This window comes from Pseudomonas pisciculturae (assembly GCF_015461805.1).
Taxonomy (GTDB): Bacteria; Pseudomonadota; Gammaproteobacteria; order Pseudomonadales; family Pseudomonadaceae; genus Aquipseudomonas; species Aquipseudomonas pisciculturae.
The window spans coordinates 729,809-753,632 of record NZ_JACVZE010000002.1 but is presented as its reverse complement, the minus strand read 5'-3'; the positions used below and the strand labels follow the sequence as shown (position 1 = coordinate 753,632).

At 60.3% G+C, this 23,824-nt stretch carries 21 protein-coding genes; 11 read left to right on the top strand and 10 right to left on the bottom strand.

Going from position 1 to position 23,824, the window contains the following annotated elements; translation table 11 throughout:
* Positions 1 to 455 precede the first annotated feature (455 nt).
* From ICY20_RS09125 to ICY20_RS09085, 9 genes are all read left to right on the top strand, one after another.
* Positions 456 to 1,763, top strand: coding sequence for a CitMHS family transporter (locus tag ICY20_RS09125; protein WP_194937315.1), 1,308 nt, complete (start codon positions 456 to 458; stop codon positions 1,761 to 1,763).
* A 64-nt stretch (positions 1,764 to 1,827) separates the two neighbouring features.
* Entirely contained in the window at positions 1,828 to 2,595 is a 768-nt protein-coding gene (locus ICY20_RS09120; RefSeq protein ID WP_159961850.1) for a TerC family protein, read from the top strand.
* A gap of 213 nt (positions 2,596 to 2,808) precedes the next feature.
* Positions 2,809 to 4,467, top strand: a complete 1,659-nt coding sequence (locus ICY20_RS09115) for a Na/Pi cotransporter family protein (RefSeq protein ID WP_159961852.1) — start codon at positions 2,809 to 2,811, stop codon at positions 4,465 to 4,467.
* Positions 4,468 to 4,524: 57 nt separating this feature from the next.
* A complete protein-coding gene (locus tag ICY20_RS09110; RefSeq protein ID WP_159961853.1) occupies positions 4,525 to 5,907 on the top strand; it encodes a M16 family metallopeptidase in 1,383 nt (460 codons plus the stop codon).
* 72 nt (positions 5,908 to 5,979) lie between these two features.
* Positions 5,980 to 7,011: a DUF5924 family protein gene (locus ICY20_RS09105; protein WP_194937314.1), complete on the top strand. Its 1,032-nt coding sequence runs from the start codon at positions 5,980 to 5,982 to the stop codon at positions 7,009 to 7,011.
* Positions 7,012 to 7,065: 54 nt separating this feature from the next.
* Positions 7,066 to 8,214: an ABC transporter permease gene (locus tag ICY20_RS09100; RefSeq protein WP_159961857.1), complete on the top strand. Its 1,149-nt coding sequence runs from the start codon at positions 7,066 to 7,068 to the stop codon at positions 8,212 to 8,214.
* Positions 8,211 to 9,014 (top strand): ABC transporter ATP-binding protein, encoded by an 804-nt coding sequence (locus tag ICY20_RS09095; protein ID WP_135291260.1) that lies wholly within the window; start codon positions 8,211 to 8,213, stop codon positions 9,012 to 9,014. Before ICY20_RS09100 ends, ICY20_RS09095 begins: the two co-directional genes overlap by 4 nt.
* 1 nt (position 9,015) lies before the next feature.
* The gene (locus ICY20_RS09090; protein WP_159961861.1) at positions 9,016 to 9,954 is read left to right on the top strand and encodes an MlaD family protein; all 939 of its coding nucleotides are present in this window, start codon (positions 9,016 to 9,018) and stop codon (positions 9,952 to 9,954) included.
* Entirely contained in the window at positions 9,951 to 10,562 is a 612-nt protein-coding gene (locus tag ICY20_RS09085) for an ABC-type transport auxiliary lipoprotein family protein (RefSeq protein ID WP_159961863.1), read from the top strand. The genes ICY20_RS09090 and ICY20_RS09085 overlap by 4 nt, the downstream gene beginning before the upstream one ends.
* Before the next feature lie 103 nt (positions 10,563 to 10,665).
* On the opposite strand, the gene ICY20_RS09080 is transcribed toward ICY20_RS09085, so the two are convergent.
* The 5 genes from ICY20_RS09080 to ICY20_RS09060 all read right to left on the bottom strand — a co-directional run bounded on the left by ICY20_RS09080 (position 10,666) and on the right by ICY20_RS09060 (position 15,059).
* Positions 10,666 to 11,895, bottom strand: coding sequence for a nucleoside recognition domain-containing protein (locus tag ICY20_RS09080; RefSeq protein ID WP_122485405.1), 1,230 nt, complete (start codon positions 11,893 to 11,895; stop codon positions 10,666 to 10,668).
* A 96-nt stretch (positions 11,896 to 11,991) separates the two neighbouring features.
* Positions 11,992 to 13,323: a glutamate/aspartate:proton symporter GltP gene (gene gltP, locus ICY20_RS09075; RefSeq protein ID WP_194937313.1), complete on the bottom strand. Its 1,332-nt coding sequence runs from the start codon at positions 13,321 to 13,323 to the stop codon at positions 11,992 to 11,994.
* A 738-nt stretch (positions 13,324 to 14,061) separates the two neighbouring features.
* Positions 14,062 to 14,529, bottom strand: a complete 468-nt coding sequence (locus ICY20_RS09070) for an inhibitor of vertebrate lysozyme family protein (protein ID WP_194937312.1) — start codon at positions 14,527 to 14,529, stop codon at positions 14,062 to 14,064.
* 2 nt (positions 14,530 to 14,531) lie between these two features.
* Positions 14,532 to 14,696: a DUF1328 domain-containing protein gene (locus ICY20_RS09065; protein ID WP_003170804.1), complete on the bottom strand. Its 165-nt coding sequence runs from the start codon at positions 14,694 to 14,696 to the stop codon at positions 14,532 to 14,534.
* 78 nt (positions 14,697 to 14,774) lie between these two features.
* Positions 14,775 to 15,059 carry a hypothetical protein gene (locus tag ICY20_RS09060; RefSeq protein WP_159961868.1) on the bottom strand — a complete coding sequence of 95 codons (285 nt, stop codon included), beginning with the start codon at positions 15,057 to 15,059 and terminating at the stop codon, positions 14,775 to 14,777.
* A 390-nt stretch (positions 15,060 to 15,449) separates the two neighbouring features.
* Between ICY20_RS09060 and algB the strand changes: the two genes are divergently transcribed.
* Together algB and ICY20_RS09050 are read left to right on the top strand one after the other, a co-directional pair.
* A complete protein-coding gene (algB, locus tag ICY20_RS09055) occupies positions 15,450 to 16,796 on the top strand; it encodes a sigma-54-dependent response regulator transcription factor AlgB (RefSeq protein ID WP_122485402.1) in 1,347 nt (448 codons plus the stop codon).
* Between the two features lie 10 nt (positions 16,797 to 16,806).
* Complete coding sequence (locus ICY20_RS09050; protein WP_194937311.1) at positions 16,807 to 18,594, top strand: ATP-binding protein; 1,788 nt, start codon at positions 16,807 to 16,809, stop codon at positions 18,592 to 18,594.
* Here ICY20_RS09050 and ICY20_RS09045 read toward each other — a convergent pair.
* From ICY20_RS09045 to ICY20_RS09025, 5 genes are all read right to left on the bottom strand, one after another.
* A complete protein-coding gene (locus tag ICY20_RS09045) occupies positions 18,591 to 19,367 on the bottom strand; it encodes an N-acetylmuramoyl-L-alanine amidase (protein WP_159961871.1) in 777 nt (258 codons plus the stop codon). The genes ICY20_RS09050 and ICY20_RS09045 overlap by 4 nt on opposite strands.
* An 88-nt stretch (positions 19,368 to 19,455) precedes the next feature.
* A complete protein-coding gene (locus ICY20_RS09040; protein WP_194937310.1) occupies positions 19,456 to 21,483 on the bottom strand; it encodes a GGDEF domain-containing protein in 2,028 nt (675 codons plus the stop codon).
* Entirely contained in the window at positions 21,480 to 22,358 is an 879-nt protein-coding gene (locus ICY20_RS09035; protein WP_159961873.1) for an endonuclease/exonuclease/phosphatase family protein, read from the bottom strand. Before ICY20_RS09035 ends, ICY20_RS09040 begins: the two co-directional genes overlap by 4 nt.
* Positions 22,359 to 22,368: 10 nt before the next feature.
* Positions 22,369 to 23,004 carry a thiol:disulfide interchange protein DsbA gene (dsbA, locus tag ICY20_RS09030; RefSeq protein ID WP_159961874.1) on the bottom strand — a complete coding sequence of 212 codons (636 nt, stop codon included), beginning with the start codon at positions 23,002 to 23,004 and terminating at the stop codon, positions 22,369 to 22,371.
* A gap of 168 nt (positions 23,005 to 23,172) precedes the next feature.
* Entirely contained in the window at positions 23,173 to 23,796 is a 624-nt protein-coding gene (locus ICY20_RS09025; protein ID WP_159961875.1) for a c-type cytochrome, read from the bottom strand.
* Positions 23,797 to 23,824 lie beyond the last annotated feature (28 nt).

Genomic DNA, 23,824 nt, shown 5'->3' with positions numbered 1-23,824 from the left:
GAGCCCAACCCCACGCTGGGGGGTGAGCAATTGCGCAAACTGCACAAAGCCGCTGGCGGTCTCGAACTGCCTTAAGCACTCCAGTCAAACACAGTCCAAATGTGGGAGGGGGCTTGCCCCCGATTGCAGTGGGTCAGCAGATAAATCTGGTGGCTGACACACCGCTATCGGGGGCAAGCCCCCTCCCACATTTGGATCTGTATAAATCCAGAGACCGTGTGTCTTCCCACCAAGCTCTGTTTTGCCAGCGAAAGCTGGCTGAAAGCTTTCCCGTCTAGGATCGCCCCCAACTGCCGGCAACAGACCGGCTGTACACAACAACAATGGTGATTCCCGATGTCCGCCCGTACCCGCCTGTTTGCACCCACTCCCCCCGTACGCCTCGTGCCTTTCGTTCTGCGCTGAGCCCCACCCGGTTCGCCATTCCCTAGCCGCGCTACGCCTGGAGTATTCCTATGCTGACTTTCCTTGGCTTTGCCATGGTCATCACGTTCATGTTCCTGATCATGACCAAGCGCCTGTCCGCGCTGATCGCCTTGATCATCGTGCCCATCCTGTTCGCGCTTTTCGGTGGTTTCGCACCCGAGATCGGCCCGATGATGCTTGCAGGCATCACCAAGCTGGCGCCGACCGGCGTGATGCTGATGTTCGCCATTCTCTACTTTGCCCTGATGATCGACTCCGGCCTGTTCGACCCGGCCGTGCGCAAGATCCTCAAAATGGTCAAGGGCGACCCGCTGAAAGTCTCGGTCGGCACCGCCGTGCTGGCCTTGGTGGTTTCCCTGGACGGTGACGGCGCCACCACCTACATGATCTGCGTCGCCGCCATGCTGCCGCTGTACCAGCGCATCGGCATGAGCCCACGGATCATGGCCGGCTTGATCATTCTCGCCGGTGGCGTGATGAACATGACCCCTTGGGGCGGCCCGACTGCCCGTGCCGCCAGTGCGCTGCATGTGGACCCGTCGGATATTTTCGTACCGATGATCCCGGCGATGGCCGCAGGTGTGGTCGCGATCCTGGTGATCGCCTACATGTACGGCAAGCGTGAACGTGCTCGCCTGGGTGAACTGCACCTGCAAGGCGATGAGATCGACCACAGCGAAATCAGCGTATCCCAATTCCCTGACGCTCGCCGCCCGAAGCTGATCTGGTTCAACGGCGCGTTGACCTTCGCCCTGATGTGCACGCTGATTGCCGGTCTGTTGCCGCTACCGGTGCTGTTCATGGTGGCGTTCAGTATCGCGATGATCGTCAACTACCCATGCCTGCAGATGCAGAAAGACCGCATTGCCGCCCACTCCGGCAGCGTACTGGCGGTGACTGGCCTGATCTTCGCCGCTGGTATCTTCACCGGCATCCTGTCGGGCACAGGTATGGTCGATGCCATGTCCAAGAGCCTGCTGGCGGTCATCCCTGATGCACTGGGCCCGTACCTGGCGGTGATCACGGCGCTGGTGAGCATGCCGTTCACCTTCTTCATGTCCAACGATGCGTTCTACTACGGCGTACTGCCAGTACTCGCCGAAGCCGCCAGCCACTACGGCATCACCGCCGTGGAAATGGCCCGCGCCTCCATCGTTGGCCAGCCGGTGCACTTGCTCAGCCCGCTGGTACCGTCCACCTACCTGTTGGTGGCCCTGGCCGGCATCGAGTTTGGCGATCACCAGCGCTTCACCCTCAAGTGGGCAGTGCTGGTTTGCCTGTGCATAATGTTCGCCGCACTGCTGATGGGGATTTTTCCGCTGTTCAGCACTCTATAATCTTACAACCCAACTGCGCCGGTCCTACACCGGCGCGGTCTAACACACGCTCAAAGGAATACACATGGAATGGCTGACCAATCCAGAGATCTGGATTGCCTTCTTCACCCTGACGGCCCTCGAGATCGTCCTGGGCATCGATAACATCATCATGATTTCGATCCTGGTCAGCCGCATGCCCAAGCATATGCAGGCGCGCACCCGGATCTTCGGCCTGGCCTTGGCCATGGTCACGCGCATCCTGTTGCTGCTGTCGATTACCTGGGTGATGCAACTGACCGCCGACCTGTTTGTGGTGTTTGGCCAAGGCATTTCCGGTCGCGACCTGATCCTGTTCTTCGGCGGCCTGTTCCTGTTGTGGAAAAGCTCCCAGGAGATGTACCACGCCCTGGAAGGTGAAGACGAAACCAACGAAGAACCAGGCGGCAAGGGTGGCAAGTTCATCTACACCATCATCCAGATCGCCATCATCGACATCGTGTTCTCCCTGGACTCGGTGATCACCGCCGTCGGCATGGTTTCCCATGTGCCGGTCATGGTGGCTGCGATCGTGGTGGCGGTACTGGTGATGATGCTGGCTGCTGGCACCATCAGCGAATTCATCGACAAGCACCCGTCGCTGAAGATGCTGGCGCTGTCGTTCCTGCTGGTCGTGGGTACTGTGTTGATCGCTGAATCCTTCGACGTGCACGTGCCTAAAGGCTACGTCTACTTCGCCATGGCGTTCTCGCTGGCGGTGGAAGCGGTGAACATCAAGATGCGCACCGCCATCGCGAAAAAGAAGAAACAGCAGGATCCAGTGAAACTGCGTAAAGACATTCCGGGTCAATAAACCCGAGCCAGACAAAAAAGAGGCTTTTAGAAGCCTCTTTTTTTCATCTGCAAAAAGCTGATTTCATGACACTTTTGTTTCAATCCCCGATTTAGCTATGCGATGCTGGCGCGCAGGCCATTCGCCAACTACAGCTTAAGTACAAGACGTAGAACGGCACGCGGCAAACTTCCTACGCTCCCTTTGGAGCGCACCCACACGGGGGGGCCGAGCATGCTGACCTTGCTCAATCTGCTTTCCGCCGTGACCCTGCTTATCTGGGGCACGCACATCGTCCGTACCGGCATCCTGCGGGTCTACGGTTCCAACTTGCGCCAAGTCATCGGGCAGAACATGTCCAAGCGCTGGCTGGCGTTTATCGCCGGTATCCTGGTGACGGCCATGGTGCAGAGCAGCAACGCCACGGCGATGCTGGTCACTTCGTTTGTCGGCCAAGGCCTGATGGGGCTGATGCCCGCCCTGGCGACCATGCTCGGCGCCGACGTCGGTACGGCGCTGATGGCGCGGGTGCTGACGTTCGACCTGTCGTGGCTGTCGCCGCTGCTGATTTTTCTCGGGGTGATTTTCTTCCTGTCGCGCAAACAAACGCGGGCAGGGCAAATGGGCCGCGTGGGGATCGGCCTGGGCCTGATCATTCTTGCCCTGCAACTGATTGTCGAAGCCGCAGGGCCGATTACCCACGCCCAGGGCGTCAAAGTCATCTTCGCCTCGCTGACCGGTGACATTTTGCTCGATGCGTTGGTCGGCGCGCTGTTTGCGATGATTTCCTACTCCAGCCTGGCCGCCGTGCTGCTCACCGCCACCCTGGCCGGTGCCGGCGTGATCGGCTTGCACGTAGCGATCGGCCTGGTGATCGGCGCCAACATCGGCAGCGGGGTGCTGGCCTTTCTCAGCACCAACATGCAAAACGCCGCCGGTCGTCAGGTCGCCTTGGGCAGCCTGTTGTACAAGTTGATCGGCCTACTACTGATCATCCCGGTACTCGACCCCCTCGTCCTCTGGATGGATGGCTTGGACTACAGCGCCCAAGGCATGGTCATCACGTTCCACCTGCTCTATAACGTCACTCGCTGCCTGATCCTGCTGCCCACCATTGGCCCAATGGCCCGCCTGTGCGCCTGGCTGCTCCCCGAGCAACCCGAAGCCAACGGCAAGGCCAAGCCGCGCCACTTGGACCCGACTGCCCTCAGCACCCCAAGCCTGGCCTTGGCCAACGCCGCCCGCGAAACCCTGCGCCTGGGCGACCTGATCGACAACATGCTGACCTCGATGCAAGAGGTACTGCGCGGCAAACAAACCGCCATCACCCAGGAAATGCGCAGCCTCAGCGACGATGTCGAGGCCCTGTACAGCGCGATCAAGCTCTATCTGGCGCAGATGCCTCGCGAAGACCTCAGCGAGCAAGACAGCCGCCGCTGGGCCGAAATCATCGAGTTGTCGATCAACTTGAAGCTCGCCGGCGACCTGATCGAACGCATGCTGCGCAAGGTCCAGCAGCAGAAAACCTCCCAGCGTCGGCAGTTCTCCGAAGTCGGCCTGGAGGAACTCTCCGGCCTGCACGGCCAGCTGATCGCCAACCTGCGCCTGGGGCTCTCGGTATTCCTCAGCGCCGACCCCCAAAGCGCGCGCCAATTGCTGCGCGAGAAGCGCCGCTTTCGCGCCCAGGAACGCCGCCTGGCCCACGCCCACGTCAGCCGCCTGCAGCGCAAGATCGTACAGAGCCTGGAGACCAGTTCCCTGCATTTGGAGCTGATTGCCGACATGAAACGCTTGAACTCGTTGTTTTGCAGCAGTGCGTATGTAGTGTTGGAAACGTCCGACACCGGCGCGCTCTCGGCCGAAGATATTGCCGACATCACGCATTCGCCCTGAACGTACGATGGCCCGTGAAGTCAGTTAAAACTGACCTCACTCGCCAGGAAGCCAGTTATGCGTCGCCTGTTAATCGCCTGCCTGCTCATGGGTGCTACCCATGCCTTCGCCTTTGACCGCCTGCAAGTCGAGGGCTACACCTTGCCCAACGGCCTGCAATTGCTGCTCAAGCCGGGCACCGAACGTGGCCATGTGGCAATCCGGTTGGTGGTGGGCGTAGGCCTGGACGACTTCCCCTGCGAGCAAAAAGAACTGCCGCACCTGCTGGAGCATTTGCTGTTCAGCGGCATCGACGGCGGCGGTGAAGGCGAGCTCGAAGACCGCATGCAGGCCTTGGGCGGTGAGTGGAACGCCTACACCAGCAACGCCGATACCACGTTCGTGGTCGAGGCGCCCGCGCAAAACCAGCGCAAGGTGCTGGACCTGCTGCTGGCAATCATCACCCGCACCGAGCTGAGCGAGGCCAACATCGCCGCCGCCAAGCACGTGGTGGAGCGCGAAGACGGTGGCCACTATTCGCACCTGCAACGCCTGCTGGACCGCCAGGACCTGGGCCACACCGCCAGCAGTCAACTGGCCGTCGAACTGGGCCTTAAATGCGCCGAACGCGCCGAAGTCGGCCCACTGACCCGCGAGCAATTGGAAGACCTGCGCCAACACTGGTACGCCCCCAACAACATGACCCTGATCATCGTCGGCGACCTCGACAAACTGCTGCCGGCCTATCTGGAGCGTACCTATGGTCAACTCGACCCCGTTGACCCCACCGAACACCCAGCGCTACCGACAATTGAGCACGCCGCGGCCAGCCATCGCGAACTGATCCATGGCTGGGTCGGCGACAGCGCCAAACTGCACTGGCTGCTCCCCGAACCGGTGCTAAACGATCAACACGACGAAACGTACGACCTGCTCAAGGACTACCTAGACTGGGCGCTGTATCGCGAACTGCGCCTCAAGCACGGTTTATCCTACGGCCCCTGGAGCGAACGCGAAGTGCTCGGCGGCGTCGGTTTCCTCAGCCTGAATGCCGACCTTGAGCGGGAAAACCTCCCCGAAGCCGAACAGGTGCTGCAAGACCTGCAAGCACATCTGCTTAAAAACGGCCTCGACCCAGCCGTATTCGCCCGCGTGCAACACGCCGCCATCAGCCGCCAGGCCTGGGCCGTACAAGGCAACAGCGCCTTGGCCGATTACTACTGGAGCGCCGCCGGCGACTACAACAACGGCCACTTCAGCGACCCGGTCAAACGCATCAAGGCCGTAAGCCTGGACCAGACCAACCAGGCCATGCGCGAGGTGTTCAAACAGCCAGGTTACTGGCGCATCGAGAAACCGCTGCTGAGCTACGACAGCCTCAGCTGGATCGGCGCCGGTATTCTCGGGTTGATCGCGATTGTATTGATCGGTGTGCGGGTTTATCGCAAACGGATCGCGTAATCGGGCACCGAACACCGGGCTAAGACGTTATTCTGTCTGGGATTTTTTCCTACAAAGACTGCGAACCGCCGAATGCCAAACCTGACCCACTTAATCACGCGCATCCTCGAACTGATGAAGCGCTACCCAGGGGTGATTGCACTCGGCGGTTTCATTTCGGGTGTGTGCAGCTTCATCCTCGTGGACCGCCAGCAAGGCATGGCCAGCTGGATCGCGGTGATCATGCTGGTGAGCTGGCTGTGGCTGATGCTGGAAAACAGCTTTACCCAGCTGTTCACCAAAGTCTTCAAGCGCGAAATCCCTGAACCACTGCTGCGTTATGCAACCCAGATGATCCACCAGGAAAGTCTGTTTTTTGTATTGCCGTTCTTTTTCGTCACCACGGCCTGGAACAGCGGCCAATCGATATTTACCGGCCTGCTCGGTGCGGCGGCGCTGGTGTCGATCGTCGACCCCCTGTACTACAAGTGGCTGGCGCCCAAGCGCTCGCTGTTTCTCGCGCTGCATACCCTGACGCTGTTTGCCGCATTGCTGACCGCGCTGCCGATCATCCTGCACCTGACCACCGCCGAGAGTTACAAGCTGGCGCTTGGCGTTGCGATGGCCCTGTCGATCCCGAGCCTGGCCGTCAGCCTGCCGCTGCGCAGCCTCAAGGGCTGGGCAATGTTGCTGGGGGTTACGGCCGCGATTGGCTGCGCGGGTTGGTTCCTGCGCAGCTGGGTGCCGCCGGCCACCCTGTGGATGACCGAAGTGGCGATCAGCACCCAGCTGCAAGACCGCACGCCAGGCGACGACCTCAAGGAAGTCAACGCCGCCCAACTGCGCAGCACCGGCCTCTATGCCTACACCGCGATCAACGCGCCTCGCGGCCTGGATGAGCGCATCTACCACGTGTGGAAATTCAACGGCAAAGAGGTCGACCGCATCGCCCTGGATATCCACGGCGGGCGCAAGGAGGGCTACCGTGCCTGGACCCACAAGCAAAACTTCCCGGCCGACGCGACAGGCCGCTGGCAAGTGCAGGTCTTGACGGAAGACGGCCAAGTGATCGGCGTGCTGCGCTTCAAAGTCACCGACACAGCACAAACGGACAACCCTAAGTAGGCAGGATCGTGCTATTACGTAGGCATTGTGGATAGCCAAACAAGCTCGGAGCTTATGACCAGTAGTACCACGGCCGGCGCAGCCCACCTCGATACGTCCACCTCCCCGCCACAGCTGAGGATTACGGGGGACTGGACGCTTGCCCACTACGCAAACCTGAAGAAGCTGTCGGACAAGCTCGACGGCCAATACGACGCCGGCGCCCGCATCGACCTCAATGGCCTCGGTGCGCTGGACACCGCCGGTGCGTCGTTGCTGGTGGAGTTGCTTGGGCCCACGCGCATCGAGCAATCCGCCGAGCAGACCGATTGCAGCCTGTCTGCCGCTGACCGCGCCTTGCTCAAGACCGTTTACCGCTCCCTCAACGATTTCTGCGTACCCGATAAAGCGCCGGACGAAGCCACCGGCATCCAGGTGTTGGCGCGTATTGGTCGGGCGGTGGATAAAGTCTGGCAAGACAGCAAGCAGCTGCTGGGTTTCATCGGCCTGATCCTCGAAACCTTCGCCCGTGGCATTTTGCGCCCCAAGCGCTGGCGCATCACGCCGATGGTCGCGCATATCGAACAAACCGGCCTCGACGCCGCGCCTATCGTGGCGTTGCTCACTTTCCTGGTGGGCGCCGTGGTGGCCTTTCTCGGTGCCACTGTGCTCAAGAGTTTTGGCGCGACGATTTTTACCGTGGACCTGGTGGCGTTCTCTTTCCTACGGGAATTCGGCGTGCTGCTTACCGCCATCCTGATCGCCGGCCGCACCGCCAGTGCATTTACCGCACAAATCGGCTCGATGAAGGCCAACGAAGAAATCGACGCCATCCGCACGCTGGGCCTGGACCCGATGGAACTGCTGGTATTGCCCCGCGTGCTGGCGCTGCTGGTGTCGCTGCCGATGCTGACATTTTTGGCGATGCTCTCGGGGATAGTCGGCGGGGGCGTGGTGTGTGCCGTGGCGTTGGATATTTCGCCCGCGATGTTTCTGTCGCTGCTCAAATCCGACATCGGCGTGCAGCATTTCCTGGTGGGTATGGTGAAAGCGCCGATCTTTGCGTTCCTGATCGCCGCGATTGGCTGCCTGGAAGGTTTCAAGGTCAGCGGCAGTGCTGAATCGGTCGGCGCCCACACCACCTCCAGCGTGGTGCAATCGATCTTTGTGGTGATCGTGCTGGATGCGGTCGCCGCACTGTTCTTTATGGAGATGGGCTGGTGAGTCGCTTACACCGTGCGCCCAGTGAGGCGGTGATTGAAGTGCGGGGCTTGTGCAATCGCTTTGGCAGCCAGAGCGTGCACGAAAACCTCGACCTGGATCTGTACAAAGGCGAGATCCTGGCGGTGGTCGGCGGCTCCGGCAGCGGCAAGTCGGTGCTGTTGCGCAGCATCGTCGGCCTGCGCCAGCCCAGCGAAGGTGAGGTGCGGGTATTCGGCAAGAACCTGCCAAGCCTGCCGGAACATGAGCGCTCACTGGTGGAGCGGCGCTTCGGCGTGCTGTTTCAGAAGGGCGCATTGTTTTCGTCGCTGACCGTGACCGAGAACGTCGCGCTGCCGTTGATCGAACACGCCGGCCTCAGCCGCCGCGATGCCGAACACCTGGCCGCGGTCAAACTGGCCCTGGCCGGGCTGCCGCTGTCGGCGGCCGACAAGTACCCGGCGTCGCTGTCCGGCGGCATGATCAAGCGCGCCGCCCTGGCCCGTGCCTTGGCCCTGGACCCAGACATCCTGTTTCTCGACGAACCCACCGCCGGTCTCGACCCGATTGGTGCGGCGCAATTCGACCAACTGATTTTGACCTTGCGCGATGCGCTGGGCCTGAGCGTGTTCCTGGTCACCCACGACCTGGACACCCTGTACACCATCACCGACCGCGTGGCGGTGCTGGCCCAAAAGAAAGTGCTGGTAGCCGATGCCATCGACGTCGTCTCGGAAACCGACGACGCGTGGATCCACGAATATTTCCACGGCCCCCGGGGCCGCGCGGCATTGGATGCCGCTCAACCGCTCAACGAGGTATGACATGGAAACCCGAGCCCATCATGTGATGATCGGTCTGTTCAGCGTGATCGTAGTGGTCGGCGCGATGCTGTTTGGCCTGTGGCTGGCCAAATCCAGCATCGACAGCGCCTTCCAGGATTACGAAGTGGTGTTCAACGAGGCGGTCAGCGGCCTGTCCCAGGGCAGTTCGGTGCAGTACAGCGGGATCAAGGTCGGCGATGTGATCAGCCTGCGCCTGGACCCCAAAGACCCACGCCGCGTGCTGGCGCGCATCCGCCTCGCCGGGCAAACGCCAATCAAGGAAGACACCCAGGCCAAACTGGCCCTGACCGGCATCACCGGCACCTCGATCATCCAGCTCAGCGGCGGCACACCGCAAAGCCCTGAGCTCAAGGGCAAGGACGGCAACCTGCCAGAAATCATCGCCTCGCCGTCACCCATCGCGCGCCTGCTCAACAACAGCAACGACCTGATGAGCAGCATCAACCTGTTGCTGCACAACGCCAACGCGCTGTTCTCACGGGAAAACGTCGAGCGCCTGACCAACACCCTCGACAACCTGCAGCAAACCACCGGCGCTATCGCCGACCAGCGCGGCGATATCAAAGTGGTGATGCAGCAACTGATGCAGGTGAGCAAACAGGCCAGTGGCGCCCTGGAGCAAACCACCGTGCTGATGCGCAACGCCAACGGCCTGCTCAACGATCAAGGCAAACAAGCCTTTAGCAGTGCCGAGCAGGCCATGAAGTCTCTCGAAAAAAGCACCGCCACCATCAACACCTTGTTGACCGACAACAAAGACTCGGTGAACAGCGGCATGCAAGGCCTCAACGAACTGGCGCCGGCTGTGCGCGAACTGCGTGAAACCCTGGGTTCGCTGCGCGCTATCTCCCGCCGCCTGGAAGCCAACCCCAGCGGTTATCTGCTGGGCAGCGACAAGAACAAGGAGTTCACGCCATGAAGCGTGCTTATCAAATGATCGCCCCGATGGCCTTGGCATTGATCAGCGCCTGCTCGATCCTGCCCAAGCCAGACCCTTCGGACGTGTACCGCCTGGCCGCAGCCCCGGCGACCGCCCAAGGCGCGCCAGTGAGCTGGTCGCTGCGTGTGACCAAGCCCCAGAGCAGCGAATTTCTCGACAGCCCGCGCATTGCCGTGGTGCCCAATGGCGACCTGATCAGCAGCTATGCCAATTCACGTTGGAGCGACCCGTCGCCGGTGCTACTGCGTAACCGTCTGCTGGACGGGTTTCAGCGTGATGGTCGGGTGACATTGTTGAGCACCGACGACACCAACCTGCAAGCCGACTATGAGCTGGGCGGGCAGTTGCAGGCGTTCCAAAGTGAATACCGGGGCAGTGCGGTGGAGGTGGTGATTCGTCTGGATGCGCGGCTGGTGCGTGGGAGCGATCAGCGGATTATTGCCAGCCGGCGGTTTGAAGTGCGCCAGCCCGTGAATGACACCAAGGTGCCGGCGGTGGTGGCCGGGTTTGGAGCGGCGGGGGATCAGTTGAATAGGCAGGTGGTGGATTGGGTTGTGCAGCAGGGCAATACAGCGCCGAAACGCTGAGGGCCTCATCGGGGGCAAGCCCCCTCCCACAGTTGATCGCATTTCGTCAGGATAAACGCGGTCAACTGTGGGAGCTGGCTTGCCTGCGATAGCTATTTCAGCCTCAGCCAAAGAACCAGTAGCACACCGCAATCGCCGCAACCACGCCGGCAAACTCCGCCAACAACGCACACCCAACAGCATGCCGCGCCCGCTGAATCCCCACCGAGCCAAAGTACACCGCCAACACATAAAAGGTGGTCTCGGTACTGCCCTGAATCGTCGCCGCCACCAACGCCGGGAAACTGTCCACACCCTGGGTTTGCATGGTCTCGATCAACATCGCCCGCGCTGCACTGCCGGAGAACGGCTTGACCATCGCGGTGGGCAAGGCATCGACAAAACGCGTGTCCATGCCGGTCCACGCCACCAAATGGCGAATACCTTCAAGGCCGAATTCCAGCGCGCCCGAGGCCCGCAGCACACCTACGGCACACAGCATCGCCACCAGGTACGGCAGCAGGTTCTTGGCGACATCGAAGCCTTCTTTGGCGCCTTCGACAAAGGCCTCGTACACCTTCACTTTGCGTAGCGCACCGATCACCAGAAACAACATGATCAGGCCAAACAACGTCAGGTTGCCAAGGATCGAAGACAAGCCGGCCAGCGCCGTGGCAGACAAGGTCGCCAGCAACGCCATAAAGCCCCCCAGCACCAGCGCGCCGGGAATCAGGTAGGCCAGCACTACCGGGTCCCACAGCCGCAGGCGCTGCATGATCGCCACCGACAGCAGGCCCACCAACGTCGACGCACTGGTCGCCAGCAGGATCGGCAAAAACACCAGCGTCGGGTCGGCGGCGCCTTGCTGGGCGCGGTACATAAAGATGGTCACCGGCAACAGCGTCAGCGAGGACGCGTTGAGCACCAGAAACAGGATCTGCGCATTACTGGCCGTGTTGGGGATGGGGTTGAGTTCTTGCAGCGCCTTCATCGCCTTCAAGCCTATGGGCGTGGCTGCGTTGTCCAGGCCCAGGCCGTTGGCGGCGAAGTTGAGGGTGATCAAACCGATAGCGGGGTGGCCAGCGGGCACTTCCGGCATCAGGCGCCGGAACAGCGGGCCGAGGGCCTTGGCCAGCCAATCGACAATGCCGGCTTTTTCGGCGATACGCAGAAAGCCCAGCCACAACGTCAGGGTGCCGAACAGTAGCACCATGACTTCCACCGACAATTTGGCCATGGCGAAAATGCTTTCGACCATCGCTGCAAAAATCCCGGCGTTACCGCCGATAAGCCATTGCGCCAGTGCTGACACCATTGCCACGACAAAGAAGCCAAGCCACAGGCCATTGAGCATCAGTTGAATCCCCCGAATGATGGGGCGAATGATAGCGGGGCTGGCAGAAACGACAAACCCCGGATTTCCCGGGGTTTGTTCAGAATCACGCAAGCCTTAGCCGCGGCTGGCCTCACCGACCGGCAGTGCGGTCTTGGTGCGCCAATGTGGCAGGGAGTTCCAGTAACGCTCGCCCTTGGCGTCGTCGTACATGCCTTCCCAACGCGCAATGACCAATACGGCCAGAGCGTTGCCGATCACGTTCAAAGCGGTACGCGCCATGTCCATGATGCGGTCGACACCGGCGATGAACGCCAGGCCTTCCAGCGGGATACCCACGCTGCCCAAGGTGGCCAGCAGCACCACGAAGGACACGCCTGGCACGCCAGCGATGCCTTTGGAGGTGACCATCAAAGTCAGTACCAGCATCAGTTGCTGGCCAACCGACAGGTCGATGCCGTACAGCTGGGCGATAAAGATCGCGGCGATGCTCTGGTACAAGGTCGAACCGTCGAGGTTGAACGAGTAACCGGTCGGCACCACAAAGCTGCAGATCGCCTTCGGTGCGCCGTAGGCTTCCATCTTCTCGATCACACGCGGCAGCACGGTTTCGGAGCTGGCGGTGGAGTAGGCCAGCACCAGCTCATCCTTGAAGATGCGCATCAGCTTGATCACCGAGAAACCAAACAGGCGAGCGATCAGGCCCAGTACGACAAAGGCGAAGAACAGGATGGCGACGTAAACCAGGATCACCAGCTTGGCCAATGGCAGCAAGGAGGCGAAGCCAAAGTTGGCCACGGTCACTGCGATCAGTGCGAATACGCCGATCGGGGCGTACTTCATGATCATGTGGGTGACTTTGAACATGCTCTCGGACACGCCCTGGAACATGTTCACCAGCGGCTCGCGCAGCTCAGGCTTGAGGCTCGACAGGCCCAGGCCGAACAGCACCGAGAAGAAGATGATCGGCAGCATTTCGCCACGGGCAACGGCGGCAAAAATGTTCGAGGGGATCAGGTTAAGGATGGTTTGGATAAACGCATGCTCATGCTGAACTTCAGCAGCCGTGGCTTGGTACTTGGAAATATCAACGGTACCCAGGGTACTCATGTCGATGCCAGCGCCCGGGTGGAACACGTTAGCCAGCAACAGGCCGACCACGATGGCGATGGTGGTGACCACTTCGAAGTAAAGGATGGTTTTGACACCGATACGCCCGAGCTTCTTCGCGTCACCGACACCGGCAATGCCTACGATCAGCGAGGAGATCACAATCGGGATCACGATCATTTTGATCAGGCGGATAAAGATATCGCCCGCTGGCTGCAACACATTGCTGATCCACCAGGCCTTTTCAGCACTGAAATGGTTGAGCACAGCACCGATTGCGATCCCCAACACCAAACCGATGAGGATCTGCCAGGCGAGGCTTAGCTTTGCCTTCTTCATGTCATTACCCTTACTTCAAGTGAACTTAAGGCAAATGCGCCAGCCGCATCGCTCGAGAGCGAAAAAGTGTGTGCATCTGCCTCCATGACAGGTCACCGCAGCGTGGCCGAAATGGCTTACTGGCAGGCGAAAAAAGGCGCAACTATTCCGATGCAAGGGAGCGGCGTCTAATGCCGTAAACGCCTACCCTATGCCGAATCGGCATGGGCTTTTTCCATAATAACTGTCCGAACGGTCAGTTCAAATGCGACATATTGTCCGGCAAATATGCCGTGAAGCTGCCAAAGCCGGCTCGCTCAGAGAATCAGGACGTCGTGGGAGCGGTGACAGAAATGCCCGGGAATTCAGGGGGCACATGTCAGAAACGTCCTATAGCGCAGGCAAATTTTTATCGATAGATGGTCACTCAGACACACCAAGAAATGGTTGGGCGTGAGCAAAAGCAAAATTTGCGGCTATGGGCGGTATGGGAGGCGGTATGAGGCGGGGGAGGAATGTCATAAGCCCGCCGCAAGTTCAGCAAGCCATGAGCTTGTGAACCCGCGTCGCAGCTTTTCGCCTGACCCGGCCCTTGCGCAGGCACTCCCTGTGCCCGTAGATCACGCCGATCTCAATTGATCAGAGCAACCCGGCCCCTTGGTCATGCCCCACCCTTGGCGAGCGGAGCAAACAGAAAGAAGCGAGAGGCTTCCTTCTATGGACACAGGCTTCGTAGACGACCATCGCGCCAGACGAAACCTAATACCAATTCGGATCTTTCTTAAGCTGCTCCATCAGCAGCTTCTGCATACCTTCATCCGGCTTACCGATGAAACGGTAATCGGCATGCCGCGTCGGGGACTTGTCTGCCGGCAAACCGGCCGGGACTTCCACCAACATGGCGTAGGCATCTTCCTTATCGAGACTGAAGGCGACGATCAGGCGCTTGTTCAGGCAAGTGTCTGCGGTTTCGCAGAGCGGCCCAACCAAGTACTGGTCGCCGTCTTCCTCCACAGCATTCATCTGTTCGGCGGTACCGGAGAGGTTCATCACCCATTCCGGCAGGCGCTCCTCTTTCTTCACCACGCCTTGCCAAGTCTCGCGGTATTGCGGGTCCGCGCTGAGCAATTGGTTAGCCCGGGATTGACCGTCATTGGCAGCCATCACCAAGCCGCTGCCGCCCAGAAGCAGGGCGGCAGCCATGGTTTTAAAGGACAGGGAGGTCATATTCAGCCTCGGCCACGACGACCAAAGAAGAACGAAGCAATGAACATCACCAGGAAGACGACAAACAGGATCTTGGCGATCCCCGTGGCGGTGCCCGCGATACCACCGAAGCCCAGGACTGCAGCCACAATGGCGATGATCAGAAATGTGATTGCCCAACTCAACATGGTGATTCTCCTTACGCTTCTATAGAGGTAACAGCGGTAGTGCCGACGGGCGCTCAACAAGAGCGACCGCTTTCTTGCCTAGAACACCCAGCGCTCTTGGGCTGGCAGCTCGCCCAGGGTCGATTCCTGGTCGGCTACTCGCAATTGCGGGGCGGTTGAATCGGCAGATGCACTGCCAATCGAACTGAAATGGGTCTGGGTCATCACCGGACGGTCGAATTGCGGGGCCTGCTGCTGACTCTGCTGCCAATGCTGCATCTGCTGGCCGCCAATCAACGTGACCATCAGGGCCAGGCTGGCAAACAGACCTTGCTGCAAGCGCAGTGGCGATACACGCAGTTGGCTGAGGCTTTGGCGAGTCATGCTGCTGTTCTCCCGCATTCTGATTATTCGTTGGGAGAGATATTGCAGAGCGCATGCCAGCTTTTTTACAAATTAAAATCCAATGAAATCAATGTGTTAGATATTTTTTGTCCAGCATGAGCCCAGCATCCTGCACGATGCCCTCTTGCGAGCCGTGCGAAATGCACGATAGCCAACGGTCGGATCAAAGGATCGAACGGGAGTGAGGTGTTGCCGAAGTGGCAAGACGGCATGAAAACGCCATCAGCTGGGGGCTTTTTATAAGGGCTTGTAGGAAGCTATGCAGATACCTGCACGACGCTGCCTTTTATCGATCAGAATAAACCATGCAACTTGCCCGATTATTCCGGGACTAAACACCATCATTCATAGTTAAGGAGCGCGGGACAGATGGAATCAGCCAAGGAACTTCAAGGCCGTATTCTTTTAGTGGATGACGAATCCGCGATCCTCCGTACGTTCCGTTATTGCCTCGAAGACGAAGGCTATACCGTTGCCACCGCCAACAGCGCCGCCCAGGCCGATGCCCTGATGCAGCGCCAGGTGTTCGACCTGTGCTTCCTCGACCTGCGCCTGGGTGAAGACAATGGCCTGGACGTGCTGGCCCAGATGCGTATCCAGGCGCCGTGGATGCGTGTGGTCATAGTCACCGCCCATTCGGCTGTCGATACCGCCGTGGATGCGATTCAAGCGGGCGCTGCTGACTACCTGGTCAAGCCTTGCAGCCCCGATCAATTGCGCCTGGCCACCGCCAAACAATTGGAAGTACGCCAACTCTCGGCCCGCCTGGAAGCATTGGAAGGCGCCGTGCGCCAACCCAAAGACGGCCTCGACTCCCACAGTCCGGCCATGATGGTGGTGCTGGAAACCGCACGCCAAGTCGCGGGTACCGATGCCAACATCCTGATCCTCGGCGAGTCCGGCACCGGTAAGGGCGAACTGGCCCGCGCCATCCACGGCTGGAGCAAACGCGCGAAGAAGTCCTGCGTGACCATCAACTGCCCGTCGCTGACGGCAGAGCTGATGGAAAGTGAATTGTTCGGCCACAGCCGCGGCGCCTTTACCGGTGCCAGCGAAAGCACCTTGGGCCGGGTCAACCAGGCGGATGGCGGCACGCTGTTTCTCGACGAGATCGGCGACTTTCCCCTCACGTTGCAACCCAAGCTGCTGCGGTTTATCCAGGACAAGGAATACGAGCGCGTAGGCGACCCCGTCACCCGTCGCGCCGATGTGCGCATCCTCGCGGCGACCAACCTGAACCTGGAAGACATGGTGCGCGACGGTCGTTTCCGCGAAGACCTGCTCTATCGCCTCAACGTCATCACCTTGCACCTGCCACCGTTGCGCGAGCGCAGCGAAGATATCCTGACCCTGGCCGACCGCTTCCTGGCGCGCTTTGTGAAGGAGTACGCGCGACCGGCACGGGGCTTCAGCGATGAAGCACGTGAAGCACTGCTCAACTATCGTTGGCCCGGCAATATCCGTGAACTGCGTAACGTGGTGGAGCGGGCGAGCATCATCTGCCCCCAGGAAAAGGTCGAAATCACTCACTTGGGCATGGCCGACCAGCCGACCAACAACGCACCGCGAATCGGCGCAGCGCTGAGCCTGGACGAACTGGAGAAGGCTCATATCGGTGCCGTGCTGGCTACCGCCGACACCCTGGATCAAGCGGCACGCACCCTTGGCATCGACGCGTCGACCCTGTACCGCAAACGCAAACAGTACAACCTGTGAGCTGTACCTTATGAAGTTAGCGATGAAGCTGCGTACTCGGCTGTTCCTGAGTATCTCAGCGCTGATCACCGTCGCCCTGCTGGGTTTGGTCCTGGGCCTGGTGAGCGTCATGCAAATGGCCAAGACCCAGGAATCGTTGATTCGCAGCAACTTCGTCACCCTGGACCTGGGGCTTAAGCTGCGCCAGAGCCTGGGAGACCAGTTGATCATGATGCTGGAAGCGCGCCCGGACCCGCAGGCCCTTGAAACCTCGAAGCAACGCTATTTCGACCTGTTGGACCAAGGCATTGCCCATGAGTTGAAAAACGGTGATGGGGCCGGGTTCAGCCAGGCGCGGGGGTACTACCAGGACCTGTTGGAGGCGTTTGATGAATCACAGCAACTGGCGCCCCCACCTGGCAGCAAGGAAAAGCTCACCGAAACCTTTAATCGGCTGCGCAACGGCCTGATCGCCGAGCACAAGCGGGCCCTGGAAAACATCAGCAACAGTGAACACAAATCCCGCGAACGTGCCTTGCTGATCGCCGGCTTGTTGGGGTTGGTAGGCCTGGCAGTGTTGATCATCGGTTTTGTCACGGCCCACGGCATTGCTCGGCGTTTTGGCGGCCCCATCGAAGCGCTGGCCAAGGCGGCGGACAAGATTGGGCAAGGCGATTTTGAAGTGACATTGCCGATCTCCTCAGCGGCAGAAATGAACCAACTGACCCGCCGCTTCGGCATCATGGCCGAAGCCCTGCGCCAACATCAGGCGACCAATATCGATGAACTGCTGGCCGGCCAACAGCGCCTGCAAGCGGTACTCGACAGCATCGACGATGGCCTGCTGATGATCGACCGCCAAGGCCGCCTGGAGCACCTGAACCCCGTCGCGCAGCGCCAATTGGGCTGGGACGAAGAGCGCCTCGGCCAAGGCTTGGGCGAAGCACTGATGCGCCCGGAACTGGATGAACAACTGCAACTGGTACTTCGGGGCGGCAACCTGGAGCGCGCGCCGGACGATCTGGAAGTGGAAGTCGAAGGTGAGCTACGCCTGCTGACCTATAGCCTGACGCCGGTGAGCCATACCCAGGGGCATATCCTCGGCGCCGTGATGGTGCTGCATGACGTTACCGAGCAACGCGCGTTCGAGCGGGTGCGCAGTGAGTTTGTATTGCGCGCTTCCCATGAACTGCGCACTCCGGTGACCGGCATGCACATGGCGTTCGGGTTGTTTCGCGAGCGTGCGAAGTTCCCCGCCGAGTCCCGCGAAGCCGACCTGCTGGATACCGTTAATGAAGAAATGCAGCGCCTGATGCAGTTGATCAACGACTTGCTCAACTTCTCGCGCTACCAGAATGGCCTGCAGAAACTTACCCTTGGCCCCTGCGATGTCACTGATCTGCTTGAACATGCCCGCGCACGCTTCGCGGAACCAGCCAACGCGCAACACATCGAGCTACTGGTAGAAGCCCAGCCCGACCTGCCTCGGCTGTATGCCGACCAGGCGCAACTGGAGCGAGTACTCGACAACCTGCTGGGTAATGCCCTGCGCCATACCGCCGACGGTGGTCAGATTCGCCTGCAAGCGCGTCGCCATGGCGAGCGAGTCATCATCAGTGTCGAGGACAACGGCGAAGGCATCGCCTACGGGCAGCAGGGGCGTATTTTCGAGCCTTTCGTGCAGGTGGGCCGCAAGAAAGGCGGCGCCGGCCTTGGGCTGGCGCTGTGCAAGGAGATCGTGCAGCTGCACGGCGGCCGCATGGGTGTGTACTCGCGGCCGGGGCAGGGCACTCAGTTCTATATGGCGTTGCCGCTTTAACCCCGGTTCAATGCCCGCAGGATCGCGGCACTTTCGGCATCCGGCTCGCCGTTATACAGCGACGGCCGAAAATGCATCTGGAACGCTGCTATCACATGGCGCGTGGCGACATCCAACTCCCCGGTCTGGGGTGTCTGGTAGCCCAAATGGGCCAACTCTTGCTGGAACCAACTGATGCTCGGCAGCGCGCTGGTGTATTGCACCTGGAAACGCGCCACGGCCTGGGCATCAGGCCACACGCCAAGCCCTTCAGCGGCCAGGCGTTTCCAGGGAAACAACGGGCCTGGGTCCAGCTTGCGCAGCGGTGCGATGTCGCTGTGGCCAATAATATTCTTGGGGTCGATGCCGTTGCGCTTGCTGATATCCTTGAGCAATACCACCAACGACTGCACCTGCGGCTCGGTGTACGGGTACCACACGCGGCCAGTGGGCGTGTCACGGTAGCCTGGGTTGACGATCTCGATGCCAATGGAGCTGGAGTTGAGCCAGGTGCGGCCCATCCATTCGCTTTCACCGGCGTGCCAGGCGCGCTGACTCTCGTCTACCAGCTTGTAGATGGTGCCTGAGGCATCGTCGCCGATCAGGTAATGACTGCTGACCTGGCCTCGGGTGAGCAATGCCAGGGAGCGCTCCAGGTCGGTGGAGGTGTAGTGCACGACAACGAATTGCACGCGGTTGTCGTGGTTGACCGAGGGGTGGCTGGTGTTCAGTCGGGGGCCGCTGGCGCAGCCCGCGAGCAGTAGAAACACAAAGGCGAAGTACAAGGATTTCATGGCAGATGACGTTACGCTGAAGACGATAATGCAACAGTGTAACGTACCGCCTGCGACCTGACGGTCAAATTACAAAATGGAACATCTTTTACGCCGCCTGCACCTGGTTGCGCCCCGCCGCCTTGGCTCGATACAACGCCGCGTCAGCGCGCTTGAGCGCGAGGTCGCTGCGCTCTCCCGGCTGGAACTGCGCCACGCCCATGGACACCGTGATCGTCACCGGCTCGCCCTTGAAGTGAAACGGGCACGCTTCAATCGCCGCTCGCAGATGATCGCCCACTGCCACGGCATCGGACAGGGAGGAATCAGGCATCAGCAAGACAAACTCTTCGCCACCAAAGCGCGCAATGAAATCCGTCGAGCGCAGGCGCTTGCGCAGCACGTTGGCGATGATTTTCAGCACCTTGTCACCGGCCAGGTGACCGTAGCCATCATTGATGCGCTTGAAGTGATCCAAGTCCAGCATCGCCAGTGAAAGGCTGTTGCCGTGTTGGTGCCAGGCATTCACTTCGAGGTCCAGGCGTTCACTCCAGGCGGCACGGTTGGGTAGCCCGGTCAGCGGGTCGATCAAGGCCTTCTGGCGCTGCACCTCCAGGTGTTCGCGATAGCCCTGGGCTTCCTGCTCCATATGAGCGACCCGCTCGGCCAGCCCTTTCAACCGCGCTGCCACTTCCTGCTCGCGCTGATCACGCTGCTGCTGGTGCTCGTCCATGGTGCCGAGCAAACCCTCTAGGTGGCTTTCCAGAACATGCTTGAGGCTGTCCAGGTCGGCCGCTTCCTGGACGCTGCTTTGCAGGCCGTCGACCTGCTCACGGATCTGCGTGTCCAGTTCACGGGCGGCAGAGCTGCTGTCGGCATGGCCATCGCTGGCAACCTGCAAATGCCCCTGGAAAGCTTCAAGGCGTTCATTGAGCTGCTTGAGGTAAGTTTCAAACTCATGCTGACCGCTGTCGGTGATCGCCAGCATCAATACTGCCAGATCATCGAGGATAGGCAGCAGTTCATACCAGTTCAGCCCATGGGCCAAGCGTTCGCGCATGGCTTCGGCTTGAGGTCGATGGCGTTCGGGCAACGACAGCTCTTCCAGCAGGCCGAGCAGGGTGTCTTCGATGTGCTTGGCCACGGAGCTATAGGACGGCTCCGGGGAGTCCGGCAGGGCATATAGGCCGTCCGATTGCAGCTCATCGGGATCGGGCTCTTCGACTTCCAGTACAGGCGGCAGCGACAAGCTACCAATCACCGTTTCATCTGGCGCTTCGACTGGAACAGCGGGCGCTTCGATATAGGCGGCGAGGGCACTTTCGGGGGCGAGTTCTTGCGCTTCAGAGTCGGCAAGCGGGGGCTCAATGCGTACTACCGGCACTTCGGGCAATACCGCTGGAGCGGGGTCTTCGCAAACAAATGTCTCGGCTACAGGTTCCGTTTGTGCAGCCGCCGGCTCTGGAGCCGGCGGTGCGAAGGCACACAACGCTTGAGTCAGCTCTTCGGATTGTTCGGGTTCTTGAGGCTCTATTGCTGCCTTGGGTGCGGCTGGGTGGGGCGCTGGGTTGGAGGCTGGTTCCTGCGATGTCGCCTCGCTTGCATCCTCCTTGCTTCCAAACAGACGCTGTAGCAGACCCGGGCCAGGGCGCGCGGCTTCGCCATCCGGCTCCAGCTTTTCCAGCGCCTGCCCTTGCAGACTGCTCAACTCGCTGAGCAGCAGTGGGATCTCTCGGGCTTGGCTGACACGGCCGTCCAACTGTTTGGCGAAGGTTTTCAGCGGGCGGGCAACTTCTCGGGGCAACGGCAGCTTTTGCAGCTGCGCAACCAAAGAGGTCAGGGCCGTGCTGATTTGGTCGACACGGGTTTCGCGGCGCTGCTCGGAATCCAGCACGGCCTTTTCCAGGCGCGGCAGCAGGGCGGCGAGGCCGGCGTCCATGTCGTCGGTGCGCACGACGTCGCGCATTTCCTTCATGCATTGGTCGACCGCGCGGTCGGTGCCTTCAGCCGCCAGTGTGCTGCGCACCAACCCTCGGCGTAGCAGGTCGAGACGGGCAGCCCAGCGGCGTTCGAGCTTTTCTTGTTGCTCGATGCTTTTCAGGTATTTTTCTTTCCAGCGCTGGGCGTCGTCGCTCATGCAAGGGGTCCGCGGGGGCCTGGGCTCAACGCGGGTAATGCATCAGCCGTGAGCGAACCCGGCAGACGAATCTCTACCGCGACCGGCAGGTGATCGGAAATGGGCTGCGCCAGCACCTGTACGCTTTCGAGCGTAAGGGTGGGACTGAGCAGGATATGGTCAAGACAGCGTTGCGGACGCCAGCTGGGGAACGTGGCTTCGGCTTGCGGCGCCAGCAGGCCGAGGTCGCGCAACGGGGAGTTGAGCAACAGGTCATTGGCATGGGTATTCATATCGCCCATCAAGACCTGATGTTTGTAGGAACCGATCAGCTCGCGGATATACGCCAGCTGCATGGTGCGGGTGCGAGCGCCCAGCGCCAGGTGCATCATCACCACCACCAAGGCCTCAGGGCCTTCGCCAAAGCGCACCAGGATCGCCCCTCGGCCCTTGGGGCCAGGCAACGGATGATCTTCGATGGCCGATGGCTTCAGGCGGCTGAGCACACCATTGCTGTGCTGCGCCAGGCGCCCGAGGTTGCGATTGAGCTGCTGATACCAGTAAGGGAAAGCACCGAGCTGGGCCAAGTGCTCCACCTGATTGATGTAGCCGGAGCGCATGCTGCCGCCGTCGGCTTCCTGCAGGGCAACCAGGTCGAAGTCATTCAACAGGTTGCCGATTTTTTGCAGGTTGCCCGCACGACCGTTGTGGGGCAGCAGGTGCTGCCAGCCACGAGTGAGGTAGTGCCGGTACTTCTCGGTACTGATCCCCACCTGGATATTGAAGCTCAACAGGCGCAGGCGGCTGTCTGGCGGCAGGCCTGTTGATTCCAGGTGATGTTCGTTGACCTGCGCATCATGCAGGCCAACCACACGTTCGGTACCCCAGCGGCGCATGACAGGCCCCTTACTTGGCTGCCCGCTCTTTGGCGATCAGCTGGTCGGCAACATTGAGGGTTTGCTCAGGGCCGCCGGTGCTGCCCAGGTCGAAACGGTATTTGCCGTTGACGATCAGAGTAGGTACGCCTTGTACGCCGTACTTCTGCGCCAGTTCCTTGGCCTGTTTGATCTGGCCCTGGATCGCGAAGGAGTTGAAGGTGGCCAGGAACTTGTCCTTGTCGACGCCTTGAGTGGCAACGAATTCAGCCATTTCATCCGGCTTGGTCAGGCGCTTGCCTTCTTTTTGGATTGCATTGAACACGGCGTTGTGGACCTTGTGCTCCACACCCATGGCTTCGAGGGTCAGGAACAGTTGGCCGTGGGCATCCCATGGGCCGCCGAACATGGCCGGAATACGCTTGAAGTTCACGTCTTTAGGCAGCTTTTCGGCCCAAGGGTTGATGGTCGGTTCAAACGCGTAGCAATGCGGGCAGCCGTACCAAAACAGCTCCACCACTTCGATCTTGCCAGGCACCGCAACCGGTACCGGGTTTGCCAATTCAACGTAGGTCTTACCGGCTTCAAGCGGCACGTCGGCAGCTTGTGCGGTCATGCCGAAGAGGCTGACAGTGACGAGAGCGGCGCTGAGGATCAGATTACGCATGCTTTACTCCTGGACAAATAAAGTCGCCTCACGCGACCGTTGTTGTGACAGGTCTGCGCGGGCATGAGTTCGTTAGTGTAACGGCACCGGCCACAAAAAAGGGCGGCCCAGGCCACCCTTTTTATGCTTGCATCGATGGATTAATCGAGCGTTAACGTTGTGTACGCCTCAGTGCAGGCCCTGGATGTAGCTAGCGACGGCCGCGATGTCTTCATCACTGAGCTTGCGGGCGATCGTACGCATGATCGCGGCATCATCATTGTTTCGCCCTGCCTCTTCCTTACGGAAGTCGGTCAACTGCTTGGCGATGTAGGCCGTGTGCTGGCCACTCAGGTGCGGGAAGCCGGCGGCAGCTATGCCTGCGCCGTTTGGCGAATGGCAGCCGATGCAGGATGGAAGGCCTTTTTCCAGATCGCCACCGCGAAACAGCTTCTCCCCGCGAGCCACCAGTTTCGGGTCAGCAGCTCCCACACTGCCTTTCTGGCTGGCAAAATACGTCGCGATATCCGCCAGGTCCTGATCGCTGAGGTTGGTCAGCATGCCGGTCATTTCCAGCACCGTGCGCTTGCCATCCTTGATGTCGTGCATCTGCTTGGTCAGGTAACGTTCACCCTGGCCTGCCAGTTTGGGGAAGTTCGGCGCCGGGCTATTGCCATCCGGGCCATGGCAAGCACCACACACGGCGGCCTTCGCTTGACCGGCAGTGGCATCACCTTTGAGGGGGCCCTCTGCTGCGACGCCAACACCTGTGATGCCCAAGGTCAACAGCAGACTCACGATCAGTTTGTTCATCAGCTAATCCAACTACGGCTAAGGGGTT

Excerpts from the sequence above, each read along its gene's own strand:
- ICY20_RS09125 (WP_194937315.1), top strand. The coding sequence starts at position 456 with ATGCTGACTTTCCTTGGCTTTGCCATGGTCATCACGTTCATGTTCCTG.
- ICY20_RS09120 (WP_159961850.1), top strand. The coding sequence starts at position 1,828 with ATGGAATGGCTGACCAATCCAGAGATCTGGATTGCCTTCTTCACCCTG.
- ICY20_RS09115 (WP_159961852.1), top strand. The coding sequence starts at position 2,809 with ATGCTGACCTTGCTCAATCTGCTTTCCGCCGTGACCCTGCTTATCTGG.
- ICY20_RS09110 (WP_159961853.1), top strand. The coding sequence starts at position 4,525 with ATGCGTCGCCTGTTAATCGCCTGCCTGCTCATGGGTGCTACCCATGCC.
- ICY20_RS09105 (WP_194937314.1), top strand. The coding sequence starts at position 5,980 with ATGCCAAACCTGACCCACTTAATCACGCGCATCCTCGAACTGATGAAG.
- ICY20_RS09100 (WP_159961857.1), top strand. The coding sequence starts at position 7,066 with ATGACCAGTAGTACCACGGCCGGCGCAGCCCACCTCGATACGTCCACC.
- ICY20_RS09090 (WP_159961861.1), top strand. The coding sequence starts at position 9,016 with ATGGAAACCCGAGCCCATCATGTGATGATCGGTCTGTTCAGCGTGATC.
- ICY20_RS09085 (WP_159961863.1), top strand. The coding sequence starts at position 9,951 with ATGAAGCGTGCTTATCAAATGATCGCCCCGATGGCCTTGGCATTGATC.
- ICY20_RS09080 (WP_122485405.1), bottom strand. The coding sequence starts at position 11,895 with ATGCTCAATGGCCTGTGGCTTGGCTTCTTTGTCGTGGCAATGGTGTCA.
- gltP (WP_194937313.1), bottom strand. The coding sequence starts at position 13,323 with ATGAAGAAGGCAAAGCTAAGCCTCGCCTGGCAGATCCTCATCGGTTTG.
- ICY20_RS09070 (WP_194937312.1), bottom strand. The coding sequence starts at position 14,529 with ATGACCTCCCTGTCCTTTAAAACCATGGCTGCCGCCCTGCTTCTGGGC.
- ICY20_RS09065 (WP_003170804.1), bottom strand. The coding sequence starts at position 14,696 with ATGTTGAGTTGGGCAATCACATTTCTGATCATCGCCATTGTGGCTGCA.
- ICY20_RS09060 (WP_159961868.1), bottom strand. The coding sequence starts at position 15,059 with ATGACTCGCCAAAGCCTCAGCCAACTGCGTGTATCGCCACTGCGCTTG.
- algB (WP_122485402.1), top strand. The coding sequence starts at position 15,450 with ATGGAATCAGCCAAGGAACTTCAAGGCCGTATTCTTTTAGTGGATGAC.
- ICY20_RS09050 (WP_194937311.1), top strand. The coding sequence starts at position 16,807 with ATGAAGTTAGCGATGAAGCTGCGTACTCGGCTGTTCCTGAGTATCTCA.
- ICY20_RS09045 (WP_159961871.1), bottom strand. The coding sequence starts at position 19,367 with ATGAAATCCTTGTACTTCGCCTTTGTGTTTCTACTGCTCGCGGGCTGC.
- ICY20_RS09040 (WP_194937310.1), bottom strand. The coding sequence starts at position 21,483 with ATGAGCGACGACGCCCAGCGCTGGAAAGAAAAATACCTGAAAAGCATC.
- ICY20_RS09035 (WP_159961873.1), bottom strand. The coding sequence starts at position 22,358 with ATGCGCCGCTGGGGTACCGAACGTGTGGTTGGCCTGCATGATGCGCAG.
- dsbA (WP_159961874.1), bottom strand. The coding sequence starts at position 23,004 with ATGCGTAATCTGATCCTCAGCGCCGCTCTCGTCACTGTCAGCCTCTTC.
- ICY20_RS09025 (WP_159961875.1), bottom strand. The coding sequence starts at position 23,796 with ATGAACAAACTGATCGTGAGTCTGCTGTTGACCTTGGGCATCACAGGT.